Source organism: Psychrobacter sp. P11F6, assembly GCF_001435295.1.
Classification (GTDB): Bacteria; Pseudomonadota; Gammaproteobacteria; order Pseudomonadales; family Moraxellaceae; genus Psychrobacter.
Genome location: NZ_CM003594.1, coordinates 292,497 through 305,064 on the forward strand (window position 1 = coordinate 292,497; position 12,568 = coordinate 305,064).

Annotated in this window: 9 protein-coding genes; 5 read left to right on the forward strand and 4 right to left on the reverse strand. The window is 45.1% G+C overall.

Features of this window, described 5'->3' with window-relative positions:
* Nucleotides 1-49 precede the first annotated feature (49 nt).
* Nucleotides 50-1,648 carry a GMC oxidoreductase gene (locus tag AK822_RS01255; protein ID WP_060492127.1) on the reverse strand — a complete coding sequence of 533 codons (1,599 nt, stop codon included), beginning with the start codon at nt 1,646-1,648 and terminating at the stop codon, nt 50-52.
* A gap of 392 nt (nt 1,649-2,040) precedes the next feature.
* On the opposite strand from AK822_RS01255, the gene trpB reads away from it, so the two are divergent.
* From trpB to AK822_RS01270, 3 genes are all read left to right on the forward strand, one after another.
* Complete coding sequence (gene trpB / locus AK822_RS01260) at nt 2,041-3,267, forward strand: tryptophan synthase subunit beta (RefSeq protein WP_060490288.1); 1,227 nt, start codon at nt 2,041-2,043, stop codon at nt 3,265-3,267.
* A gap of 216 nt (nt 3,268-3,483) precedes the next feature.
* Entirely contained in the window at nt 3,484-4,386 is a 903-nt protein-coding gene (locus tag AK822_RS01265) for a DMT family transporter (RefSeq protein ID WP_060490289.1), read from the forward strand.
* 341 nt (nt 4,387-4,727) lie between these two features.
* Nucleotides 4,728-5,831: an alkene reductase gene (locus AK822_RS01270; RefSeq protein ID WP_060490290.1), complete on the forward strand. Its 1,104-nt coding sequence runs from the start codon at nt 4,728-4,730 to the stop codon at nt 5,829-5,831.
* Between the two features lie 138 nt (nt 5,832-5,969).
* Here AK822_RS01270 and AK822_RS01275 read toward each other — a convergent pair whose 3' ends face one another.
* The 3 genes from AK822_RS01275 to AK822_RS15025 form a co-directional block, all read right to left on the reverse strand.
* Nucleotides 5,970-6,938 (reverse strand): pirin family protein, encoded by a 969-nt coding sequence (locus AK822_RS01275; RefSeq protein WP_060490291.1) that lies wholly within the window; start codon nt 6,936-6,938, stop codon nt 5,970-5,972.
* 330 nt (nt 6,939-7,268) lie between these two features.
* Nucleotides 7,269-8,585 carry a BaiN/RdsA family NAD(P)/FAD-dependent oxidoreductase gene (locus AK822_RS01280; protein ID WP_060490292.1) on the reverse strand — a complete coding sequence of 439 codons (1,317 nt, stop codon included), beginning with the start codon at nt 8,583-8,585 and terminating at the stop codon, nt 7,269-7,271.
* A 240-nt stretch (nt 8,586-8,825) separates the two neighbouring features.
* Nucleotides 8,826-8,984, reverse strand: a complete 159-nt coding sequence (locus AK822_RS15025; RefSeq protein WP_205628055.1) for a hypothetical protein — start codon at nt 8,982-8,984, stop codon at nt 8,826-8,828.
* Between the two features lie 190 nt (nt 8,985-9,174).
* Between AK822_RS15025 and acs the strand changes: the two genes are divergently transcribed.
* On the forward strand, nt 9,175-11,136 hold the full coding sequence (gene acs / locus AK822_RS01290; RefSeq protein WP_060490294.1) for an acetate--CoA ligase: 1,962 nt from the start codon (nt 9,175-9,177) through the stop codon (nt 11,134-11,136).
* Nucleotides 11,137-11,366: 230 nt separating this feature from the next.
* Nucleotides 11,367-12,560, forward strand: coding sequence for an NAD(P)/FAD-dependent oxidoreductase (locus AK822_RS01295; protein ID WP_060490295.1), 1,194 nt, complete (start codon nt 11,367-11,369; stop codon nt 12,558-12,560).
* Nucleotides 12,561-12,568: the final 8 nt, after the last annotated feature.

Genomic DNA, 12,568 nt, shown 5'->3' on the forward strand with positions numbered 1-12,568 from the left:
GCTCCTAAAGAGCGTTTTTCGTACTTCTAAATTCTACAATTTCAACAACCTATCCAAAATCTTCCTTCAATATAGCCACCATATTTCGTTCGGCAAGTCCTGTGATAAACACATATGGATTCACGCCAGCGCTACCAGGGATTAACGCGCCGTCTTGCACGTAGATATTCTCGTGCCCTTTGACGCGTCCAAATTCATCAGTCGCTTTGCCAAGTACGCAGCCGCCAAGTGGGTGATAGCAGAAGTTATCGCCGAAGCCTTTGGTAAACAGCAAACTTGAAGTTGAGCCACCATTTACTTTGGCGAGTTTTTCGATCAGCTCTTTAGCAGCATTTACGGAATAGTCGTTTTGTTCACGTTTCCAATTGAGTTTGACGGTTTTTGAGGTTTTATCATAGTAATAGTTGCCGCGTTCGGGATTGTCAGTGATGGCGAGATATAGCGTTGTCCACGTTTCAAGTCCCAATGGTAAGGGCGCAAGTTCGGCAAAGATTTTGTACTTCGAGCCGTCTCTATCGCCGTCCCACATATTGATGCCTTTGACCGGAATGGTAGATTGTGTGGTGCCAGCAGCATGGACGAAATTGCGTCCCGTCATGATGTTACCGTTGGGTCCCCAATGTTTGCCGATGTGTTCGTTTAGGTTGTTTAGCCTCCCTTCGGCTTGGCTTTTTAATAGTAGCTCTGAGGTGCCCGTACTGCCAGCATTAAGGAAGAGCTTATCGCAGGTATAATGCTCAACTTTATCCACACCGCCAGTCTTATTGATAACATGGACTTCTAAACGCAGTTGGTCGTTATCAAGCGCTTGAATAGTATTAACTTTGCGCAAGGTTTTGACCGTGACATTGCCCGTGGCTTCAGCGTCTTTTAGGTAGGTTAAATCCAATGAAAATTTGCCCGCATTGTTGCCATAGATGACTTCACCGCCGAGCGCGGATTTATACACTTCGCCGCGCGCTTCCTTTTGCATATAGTCAAAATCGTAGCTATTACCGAAAAACTCTGTTTTTAGTCCCGCCCTTGAAGCTTGGCGTTCAGCTGAACGAGTAAATTCGTAGTGCTCGGATTGATTAAAAAATGACTCCGGAATTTGGCTGACTTTTAATTCTCGCATAGCACGAGGGAAGTAAGTGTCGTACATCTCATCAGCATCAATCCAAGGGAACGTTTCTTCAAAGTGCGAGCGTCTTGGCTGAATGGCAATCGCGCCATTGACGATAGAGCCGCCACCATAAGCACGCCCAGCGAAGACTTTCATATCCTCATATTCGATTAAGTCTAAAACCCCAGGATATTTTTTAATCGGGATTGGAATGGGAATAGGAGCGTTTGGCATATTGCTAAACCAGCTTGAGCGTTTATCAGCGCTAATCATTTTGCAAAAGGTATCGTGTTTGGAGCTTCTATCCCAACGCATCCCCATCTCAAGGATTAAAACCTTGTGACCTTTTTCGCTCAATCGCAGCGCCGATACCGCACCACCATAGCCACTACCGACGATGATATTAGGAAAATGCCCAGCTTGAGTAATTTTGCTTGGTAGCTTTGGCTGCTTGGCAAGCGTTTGGCAACCACTCACTGCCGCGGAGGTGCTGATAGCGCCTAAGCTTAAACCCATGGCTTTAATCAGTTGGCGTCGTTGCATGGTGTATCCTAATTTGATATTTAAGCTAAAAAGCCCGTATGAAATAATATTAGCTTTTGACCGCAGAGATGCGCTAAGCCAAGCGAGCATCATATTAGCAAACATAGGTTGCGTTATTATTTCAGTCACACGATTGCTGTAATACTTATAGGCAAATCGCGCTTCCATTCTCCGATTATTTTTGCCAGCTTTTAGTCAATGTCTTAGTCAGTCACTTAGTCAATTGTTTTCAGAGTGGCGTGTAAACTTGACCGAATAGAGAATTTCGCTTATCATCTTGTTTCAATGTACTAGAACACAAATACATCAAAATATTTTCATTACTAAAAACGCTAAATAATTCGGCAAAAATGCCAATACTAATACTCCATTTAAAATAATAAGGGTTAACTATGACAACGCAAAATACAGCAGCTGGCTATGGATTACATCAATCAATACTACCAAATAACGATGGTTTATATGGCGAATTTGGTGGCAAAATTGGTCATCCTGAGCTGGCCAAAGCCATGGCAGAAATCGAAGTAGGCTTTCGTGAAATCATTAAAAATGACGATTTTATCGCTGAGATGAAGCGCTTGCGTGAGACCTATGTTGGTCGTCCAAGTCCTATTTATCATGCGCAACGTTTGACCGAGCATTGCGGCGGCGCGCAGATTTATTTTAAGCGTGAAGATTTAAATCATACGGGCGCGCACAAGATTAATCACTGTTTGGGTGAAGTGTTATTAGCCAAGAAATTAGGCAAAACCAAAGTAATTGCCGAGACGGGTGCGGGGCAACATGGCGTAGCGTTGGCAACGGCAGCGGCATTGATGGGCTTGGAGTGTGAGATTCACATGGGTGTGGTGGATATTAAAAAGGAGCATCCAAACGTCAGTCGTATGAAGATTTTGGGTGCCAATATCGTACCAGTGTCACGCGGTGCTGGTACGCTAAAAGAAGCAGTCGATAGCGCCTTTGAGACTTATTTGAATGAGCTCGATACCAGTATGTTTGCGATTGGCTCGGCATTAGGTCCTGCACCCTATCCTGAAATGGTCAGCTATTTTCAGTCAGTGGTCGGACATGAAGCGCGGGCGCAGTTCTTAGCGACGACGGGTAAGCTACCTAATAAAGTGGTTGCTTGTATTGGCGGCGGCTCTAATGCTATCGGTATGTTTAGCGGCTTTTTTGATGATAAAAGTGTAGAAAAAATAGGCGTGGAACCCGCAGGTGAGGGCTTGGATACGCCTAATCATGCCGCAACGATGTCACTGGGCGTGAAAGGCGAGATTCATGGTTTTAAATGTTACGTGCTGCTTGATGAAAAAGGCGAGCCAGCTCCCGTACATTCGATTGCCTCAGGTCTAGATTATCCTGGGGTTGGACCACAGCACTCGCATCTGCGAGATTTAAAACTGGCTACTTATGAGTCGGCGACTGATGCTGAATGTCTAGAAGCGTTTATGGCATTGTCGCGCCTTGAGGGTATTATTCCTGCCTTAGAGTCGGCACATGCCATCGCTTATGCAATGAAAATTGCCAAGGATATGTCAGCGGATGAGACGATTTTGGTCAATTTGTCAGGTCGCGGCGATAAAGATATTGACTTTATTTTGGATAAAGTGAATTTGTAGAAGAAATCAGCGATAAATACAGAAAATACAACATCAATCGAGCAATTAAAAAGTTATCATCGAGGTTTTTTATCACACGATACTTTTTACGACTGAGCCTTTTATAACTGCGCTTTTATGATGAATGTCTGTTAATAATCATTTCATAACGAGAAGTTCATAAATAGCCATTTTATAAGTAAGGAGCAATCGTCTAACGCTTGATAGGATCACCCCATGTCTAACCGCGACCTCATTATTTTTATCACCTTATCCTTTATGTGGTCGCTGTCTTTTATTTTTTATCGTATCGGCGTGCCTGAGTTTGGCTCGTTAGCTTTTGCGAGCCTTCGTGTGGTCTTGGCTGGGCTGACCATGCTGGTTTTTGTTTTGATCAGCCCAAAAAATAGAGAGGGCATACGGGATAATTGGAAAGTGTTGACGCTGGTTGGATTATTTTCTGCGGCTATTCCTTTTATCCTGTTTGCCTTTTCAGCGCGCTCGGTAAACGCAGGGGTGTTGGCGGTGCTTAATGCGTCTGTGCCGATGATGAGTGGTTTCATCGCCAGTACCTTTTTTAAAGACAGACTGTCAAGAACACAACTTCTCGGTTTAGTCATCGGTGTTATCGGTGTGATTATTTTGATGAGTGAAAACTTATTTGGCGGTAGCGGGCAGGGCGCTGAGTCAAGTTCAGGGTTGCTACCAATGGGCTATGCGTTATTGGCCTGTGTCGGTTATGCCGTCGGTGCCAATATCACCAGAAACTACTTATACAATGTCTCACCAGTCGCTATTACCGCAGGTTCGCTCATCATTGCCAGTATTATCATGTTGCCGATAGCAGTCTACGAATTCCCACATGGTAAAAGCATTAGCCTTACTGCTTGGGTTTCAGTCATTTGTATTGGCGTATTTTCAACAGCCATTGCCTTGATTTTTATGAATCAATTGATAAAAAGTATTGGTCCTATGCGCGCAACCAGTATTACCTTGGTGATTCCGATTTTTGCCATTATTTTAGGCTATCTGCTGCTTGGTGAGGCTTTAGACACGCCAGCGATTATCGGCTCGATGGTGATATTGTTTGGCACTTACTTGTCTTTAGAGTTGTCCATTAAAAAGATGCTCAAGTTATAAAAATCTCGATTGGGTCATCGTTCAACACGCCCTAAGTAGACTTTTGACTGAGAGGTTATGAGTACAGGTTATTGATAAATAATATTATTTTGCTATTTATGTTTTTAAATGATTAAAGCCATTCGCTTAATAGGCTGATAAGAGGCGTTGAATAATGAGTATTATCAATACCGATATCATGCCATATTGATATTTTTGTTGGTCATTTTTCCTTGGAATTATCATGTTTGCCCCCTATAAAGACTACGGCTTATAAATAGCGTATTAAAAAACGAGCGCGCTATTTATTCATTAATAACAAACCAATCATTATGGTTTTATAACAACAAATAAGGCTTTTTATGGCACACGATAATTTATTTGAACCCGTAAAAATGGGTACGCAAACCCTAAAAAACCGCATCATTATGGCACCGTTGACACGTCTGCGTTCGATCGAACCTGGTGATGTACCGACGGCACTTGCTGGAGAGTATTATTCACAGCGTGCGAGTGCTGGGCTTGTTATTACTGAAGCGACGCAGGTATCTTTTCAGGCAAAAGGCTATGCTGGCGCGCCGGGTATCCATACCCAAGATCAAATCACTGCGTGGAAAACTATCGTTGATAATGTCCATGCCAAAGGTGGCAAAATTGTCGTACAGCTATGGCACACAGGATTGGTCGCGCATGAAAGCGTGCAGCCTGATGGCAAAGCGCCGATCTCAGCGTCTGATGTGCATGTCGGTGTGCGTACGTCATTGCGTGATAGCAATAACCACGCCATCCGTGTTGAAGCGACCACGCCACGTCCAGCGACACTTGATGAGATTAAGCAAGTCATCGCTGATTTTGCCCAAGCGACCAAAAATGCTAAAGAAGCAGGCTTTGATGGGGTGGAGATACATGGTGCACACGGTTATCTATTGCATCAGTTTTGGGTTGAGCAAACCAATCAGCGTGATGATGAGTATGGCGGTAGCCGCGACAACCGTGCGCGTCTGACTCTTGATGTCATCGATGCTTGTGTTGATGCGTGGGATGCTGATCATGTGGGTATTCGTATCTCGCCACTTGGCACGTTTAACAATGTAGAAGCAGGCTACAATGAAGACGAAAACATCTGGCTAGTTGAACAGATCAACAAGCGTGGTCTGATGTATTTGCATCTCTCTGAGCCTGATTGGGCAGGTGGCAGGCCTTATAGTGATGCATTCCGTCAGCGTGTCCGTGATGCTTTTGACAATATGATCATCGCTGCTGGTGGCTATACGGCTGAAAAAGCGGAGAAAAACATCAAAGACGGCTATATCGATGCGGTTGCTTTTGGCCGTGATTATATCGCCAATCCTGATTTGGTTGAGCGTATCCGAGAAGGGGCGGCGCTCAATGAGCAGCACCCAGAGAGTTTTTATGGTGGTGGCAATGAAGGCTATACCGATTATCCATTCCTTAACCAAGCATAATGGATAATCAGCTGCCCTTATAATTAGCTAACCTTAAGGTGTGTTAAAAACACCCTCAGCGTTAGCCGATACATAAGCACATAATAAAAAGCCACCTGACGCAGACCGTCAGGTGGCTTTTTGATGCCTGTATTTTAACTATTTAACAAAGTTGCCCGTTTGGTAATCCCGAAACGTTTGGCGGAGCTCTTCTTGGGTGTTCATTACAAAGGGTCCATAACCTGCGACTGGTTCGCCGATAGGTTCGCCGCTCAATAGTAAAAGCTTGACTGGTGCTTGCTCGCCATTTTCGGTAGCAGGATAATGCAGCTCAATGTTATCAGTAGCCAGTGTTTGCTGAGCTTGGTCATCAGTACGGTGCTGAGTTGGCGCATCAAATTGAATCAAATTACCGGCACTGACTGACGTACCATTGACCAGTAGTTCACCTTCTTGTACTAGCAGTAGCGTATTGTGGGTGTTGGGCACTTTTAGCGTTGTTGCACCCGCAGTATGCAGCTCAATATTCCATAAGTTAATCGGAGTAAAGGTATTTGCCGCGCCTGTTATTTCTTGCCACACACCAGCAATGATAGCCGCCTTACCAATCGTCGTTTGGTGGTCTGGGTTACTGCTGTCGATCAACTCAACGATAGGCAGATCTGCCCGTTTGATGCTTTGATAGTTTGGGTCGGTTAGTTTGTGCGCACTTGGCAAGTTAACCCACAGTTGCACCATACTGAAGACCCCACCGCGTTGACCGAAAGCCTCGGAATGGAACTCTTCGTGCATGATGCCACGACCTGCGGTCATCCATTGCACATCGCCTTTTTGAATAATCCCTTGCCCGCCCACTGAATCGGCATGACTGATTTCACCTTCGTAGGCGATAGTGACGGTTTCAAAGCCTTTGTGTGGATGCTGTCCGACTCCATGCGGCTGTGTTTTATAATTGGGGTTCGGATCAAAGGTCGTCGGTTTGCCATAATCAAATAACAAAAACGGGTCGGTATGGCTATAATTAAAATGAGGATTATCGTCAAGATGGTTGATTAAAGTCTTTACATAGAAGCCGTCACCTACCCAGTGCGGCGCTTTATCACCATGAATATTTTTAATAGGACGCATTTATTACCTCGTCAGACAAAACATATTTTCCAATAAAAAAGTTCTGTTAAGTTACGCTACATTTATAGCTACCTATATTGTGTTTATTTTAATAATTTATCAAGGTCTAATGTCGATAAAAGGCAACTTAAGTAGAATGAAAATAGTGATATCTCATTAGGGGGTGGTGGGCATTTAGCCATGGCGCTGTTTATAAATGCTGTTTATAAATGCTGTTTATAAATGCTGTTTATAAATGCTGTTTATAAGTGCTGTCTGTAAGCGCTATCTGTAAGTGCTGCCGATAAGCACTGTTTATGATTAAACAATGCCAAATCGTTATGATTGAGGTTAAACCACTTCACCGCAGACAAAGCCACTGGCCCATGCCCATTGGAAGTTATAGCCGCCGAGCCAACCAGTAACATCCAGCACTTCACCGATAAAGTATAAGCCCTCTTGCATGTTGCTTTGCATGGTCTTTGAGGAGACTTCATCAGTTTTTACGCCGCCACGTGTTACCTCGGCGGTACGATAGCCTTCTGTACCAGAGGGTTTGAGCTGCCAGCCATTCAAAGTCGCGCCAAGCTCCGTCAGCCGCTCATCTTTAATATTGGCAAGTTCGGTGTCTTTGATATCGTCCCAAAGGTGCGTTTGTAGCGCGGCAAGCAGCTTTTTTGGTAGCTTATGACTGTCATCGCCACTATCGGTATAATCCGCGACGACCGTCCGAATCAGTTGCTTTGGGTGCGATTTTTTGTGCGCAAGGAGCAGCGCTGTCATGTCGATATTTGGCAGCAGGTTGATACTAATGGTCTCGCCAGTGTGCCAATAGTTTGATAGTTGTAGCATAGCAGGGCCTGACAGTCCGCGATGGGTAAACAACATAGGCAATTTAAAAGAGATGCGCTCATTACTAGCGATGACTGGCAAACTAATACCAGCCAAAGATCGAATAAGCTCACCCGTTTTATCCGTAAAGGTAAAAGGCACTAAGCTGGCATCGGTTGCAATCAGCGTGTGCCCAAATTGCTGCGCCAATTCATATCCCAAACCACTGGCTCCCATCGTTGGAATAGACAGTCCGCCCGTGGCGACCACGAGTGACTCACAGCGGTAGCCTGTTTGCGGCAGTCTGGTTTGATTGGCGGATTCTTTTCTCTCTTGCTTTTCTTTTTTGCTAAGCTGCTTGCTGGTCAGTAATTCAAATTTGGCGTTCTTGTCATTTTCGATAGCTTGCACACTGTCAATCTGCGCATTTAGCTTTACTTGTACACCAGCTGCCGTACATTCCGCGAGGAGCATGGTCAAAATATCTTGCGCTGAATCATCACAAAACAGCTGACCATGTTCGCGCTCATGGTAAGGGATTTTATGTGCTGCCACCATACCGATAAATTCCCAGCTGGGATAACGACTGAGCGCTGATTTACAGAAATGTTGATTGGCACCGATAAAGTGCTCAGGCTCGACATAGTAATTGGTAAAGTTGCAGCGTCCACCACCTGACATGAGGATTTTTTTGCCCGCTTTATTGGCATGGTCTAATACCAGTACGCGGCGACCACGGCGACCCGCTGTGAGCGCACAGTATAGCCCTGACGCGCCAGCGCCGATGATGATGACATCATAGTGGGTGTATTGTGATGCATTGCGCAGATTGCTCATGGTAGTCTCATAAAATAATAGGTTTAAAAACCAGCCACCAAATCCGTCATCGAATCAACAACGCCGATTGCTTATCTTTATAGCAGCAGGTCAATAAGAGGGTTTAGTGAAGGGTGTATTTTGGCGTCGTATCTCGCGTGTAGCTATTGTCCATATTTCATACAAGGTTACAAGGATTAAATGTCATATCATTATCTGATATCTGGACGGTGATGCCTTTATTTATACCAAAATAAAAGTTTATGCCAAAATCAAAACATGTTTTAAATTGGCCAATACCAATACCAATACCAATACCAATACCAATACCAATACCAATACCAATACCAATACCAATACCAATACCAATAGTAAAAGCGAGTAGATGCAAAACCACACCTCGTCAATGAATTTTATCATGGGTGATCAAGTATACCGCTATATAGGCATATTGTTATGAATGGCTGTTGATACCTTGCAACCGTTCTGCTTATTTGTCAAACTAACCGTGAGTGTCACACATTATGGAAGATGACCCTTATCACCTGTACAGGCAGTCGTTTTCGACCGTTATGCGTGCAGGTCATAATAATTAAAAAGGACAAATACGATGACTCAAAAATCATTCCCCATTGCGGCCGAATTTATCGCTGCTGCCAATACTACCGCTGAACAATACCGCGAAGACTATGAAAAATCTATCGAATCACCTCAGGCTAATGATGCTTTTTGGGCGAAGCGTGCCGAGCTGATCGATTGGATAAAAAAACCGACCAAAATCAGCGACGTTAACTATGATTTGGATGATTTTCGCATAAAATGGTTTGAGGACGGCGAGTTGAATATCTCTGTCAACTGTCTCGACCGACATGTCAAAAAAAATCCTTACAAGCCTGCCATTATTTGGGAGGGCGATCACCCTTCACTGCACAAAATCATCTCCTTTAAAGAGCTGCATCAAGCGGTCTGTCGCTTGGGTAATTCTATGCGTAAGCTTGGGGTCAAAAAAGGCGATCGCGTGACCTTATATATGCCGATGATACCTGAAGCAATGATAGCGATGCTGGCATGTACACGTATTGGCGCTGTACATTCCGTGGTCTTTGGTGGCTTTTCTGCTGAGAGCTTGGGCAATCGCCTGATAGACAGCCGCTCAAAAATCATCATTACGGCTGATGAAGGCTTACGTGGTAATAAGCATACGCCGCTTAAAGCCAATGTCGATCGGGCACTAGATATGGATGGCACTGATAGCGTGACCAACGTCATAGTCGTTCATCGTACGGGCAATTCTGTACCGATGAGTGGTCGCCGTGATGTTTGGTATCATAACTTGGTCGATGGCGAGTCAGAACATTGCGAGCCAGAAGTTATGAATGCCGAAGACCCGCTATTTTTGTTGTATACCTCTGGCTCTACTGGCAAACCTAAAGGTGTGCTGCATACCACGGGCGGCTATATCACCTATGCTCTCTCTACTTTTCGAGATGTGTTCGATATTAAAGACGATGACGTCTACTGGTGTACTGCGGACGTAGGCTGGATCACAGGTCATACCTATGCAACTTACGCACCGCTTGCCAATGGTACGACGACGGTGATGTTCGAGGGTGTACCAGAATATCCCACATGGGCACGCATCGGTCATATTATCGATAAGCACGATGTGACCATTCTGTACACTGCACCGACGGCGATTCGAGCGATGATGAAGGAGGGCGATGTCTTTGTGCGGGAGTCTGATCGTTCAAGTTTGCGACTACTCGGAACAGTCGGCGAGCCGATCAATCCAGAAGCATGGGACTGGTATTACCATGTCGTCGGCGGCGGCAAGTGTCCGATTGTAGATACTTGGTGGCAAACTGAGACAGGCGGCATCCTCATGGCACCGATACCAGGCACGGTCGCCCTCAAGCCGGGCGCAGCGATGAATCCTTTGTACGGTATCAAACCAGAGATTGTTGATAGTGACGGTACTATGCTAGAAGGCTCTGCTGAAGGAAACTTGGCAATTAACAGCAGTTGGCCGGGGCAAATGCGTACTATTTATAATGACCATGAGCGTTTTTTACAGACGTACTTTAGTGAGTATCCCGGTTATTATTTCACTGGTGATGGGGCGCAGCGTGACGAAGATGGACATTACTGGATCACGGGTCGCGTCGATGATGTGCTTAACGTCGCAGGGCATCGTCTGGGAACAGCAGAAATTGAGAGCGCCGTGGTCGCGCATCCTGCGACAGCGGAGGCCGCTATTGTCGGGATGCCGCACGAGATTCGCGGCATGGGCGTTTGTGCCTTTATCATTTTGAAATCGGGTGAAAAAGAGACAGAGGCGCTAAAGGCTGAGCTGAATCGACATGTTCGCGCTGAGATTGGTCCGATTGCCAATTTGGATGCTATTCATATCGTTGAGGCACTACCCAAAACCCGCTCGGGCAAAATCATGCGCCGTATTTTACGTAACCTTGCGGCAGGTCAATATGTTGGTTTGGGTGATTTGTCTACTCTTGCGGATAGCTCGGTGATTAATCAGCTGGTTGAGGTAGTCAAAGCTGCGCGAGGAGAGTAGGCTAAATTATCGATTAAAAGCACGTTCAGTAAATAGACGATTAGCGTTCAAAAAAGTCATGTTATGAAAACTAGCATGGCTTTTTTACGCAGACGATATTGATATCAACAAAATTTAAAGGTTCAATACTTTCTATAACCATCTTATCTAACGATAACCATATTATCTAAAACGTTCCTACTATTATCACTCCCTTTTTTATCCAACATTATATGAGGCCTGCTGTCATTATGACCAATCACTCTTTGCCCGCTGTCGCTACAGAATCACCAAAAATCGCTATCATTGGTGGTGGTTTGACTGGGCTGTTTACCGCTACATTATTAGAGCGCGCCTTTGCTCAAAACATAGCACAAGATAGTGAGCAAACACCCTTACCGCAAATTACTGTCTTTGAAAAGTCACGTAGCGTAGGGCGTTTAGCCACTCGATATCGTACTGATAGCCACACTGGCAAAAACTGGCAATGGGCATTTGGGGCGCAGTTTTTTACGGCTAAGACGGCAAGTTTTAAGCAATTCATTACGCCTTGGTTAGAGACGGGATTGCTACAGCCATGGTGCGCGCAGGTGATCGATTTAACACCAGCGAATCATGATACTCAATCGCCTGATATCCAAGCGCCCGATATTCAGAGTAAGGAGCAATGGAACACCACGCAAGCCCGCTATATCAGTACGCCAAAAATGACCAGTTGGGGGCGTACACTGGCTGATGAGTTGCATTACAGCACCATAGAATTTAAAACCCGCGTTGCACCATTGGCTCAATATGATAATTCTATAGCGGAAAAGGCTGATAAAAAAACTGAGCTATTTGACGAGACTGGCGCGAGTATAGGTCACTTTGACTGGGTGATATGTACCGTGCCAAACGGTCAGACCATAGAGTTAATGGCAGAGAGCGGCTTTGCTGAGCAAGCCAAGATTTCTAAGCCAACAATGCTGGCGTGCTATACGCTGATGCTGGGGTGGGATAATTTTGATACATTACCAAAAATGTTAAGCGCTCAAGCAGCGCCACGCTGGGATGTGGCTTATCTGAATGACTCTATACTCGATAGAATATTTATCGAGCACCAAAAACCTGCTCGCGATAACCTGCTACCCAGTGTCACTATTCATGCGCGCAACGACTGGTCAGAGCAGCATGTCGATGACGATATGGAGACGATCAAAGCGCAGTTATTAACAGCTGCCAAGCAAGCATTGAATTGGAACGATGACCATGCTCCTAGCCAAATAGATTGCCATCGTTGGCGCTATGCCGCCACTGTTTCTGATAGTGATAAAGAAGCATTAGGCATCTTGATAGATGAGTCTCATCAATGGATTGTCAGTGGTGATTGGTGCGGACAAGGCAATATCGAAAGTTGCTATCAAATGGCACAACAGACGGTTGAGGCAATCAACAAGGCAAAGTGATGGCGAAA

What these genes read in the sequence shown, in the direction of transcription:
- trpB (WP_060490288.1), top strand. Translation starts at nt 2,041, where the DNA reads ATGACAACGCAAAATACAGCAGCTGGCTATGGATTACATCAATCAATA.
- AK822_RS01295 (WP_060490295.1), top strand. Translation starts at nt 11,367, where the DNA reads ATGACCAATCACTCTTTGCCCGCTGTCGCTACAGAATCACCAAAAATC.
- AK822_RS15025 (WP_205628055.1), bottom strand. Translation starts at nt 8,984, where the DNA reads ATGATAAAATTCATTGACGAGGTGTGGTTTTGCATCTACTCGCTTTTA.
- AK822_RS01270 (WP_060490290.1), top strand. Translation starts at nt 4,728, where the DNA reads ATGGCACACGATAATTTATTTGAACCCGTAAAAATGGGTACGCAAACC.
- AK822_RS01280 (WP_060490292.1), bottom strand. Translation starts at nt 8,585, where the DNA reads ATGAGCAATCTGCGCAATGCATCACAATACACCCACTATGATGTCATC.
- AK822_RS01275 (WP_060490291.1), bottom strand. Translation starts at nt 6,938, where the DNA reads ATGCGTCCTATTAAAAATATTCATGGTGATAAAGCGCCGCACTGGGTA.
- acs (WP_060490294.1), top strand. Translation starts at nt 9,175, where the DNA reads ATGACTCAAAAATCATTCCCCATTGCGGCCGAATTTATCGCTGCTGCC.
- AK822_RS01255 (WP_060492127.1), bottom strand. Translation starts at nt 1,648, where the DNA reads ATGCAACGACGCCAACTGATTAAAGCCATGGGTTTAAGCTTAGGCGCT.
- AK822_RS01265 (WP_060490289.1), top strand. Translation starts at nt 3,484, where the DNA reads ATGTCTAACCGCGACCTCATTATTTTTATCACCTTATCCTTTATGTGG.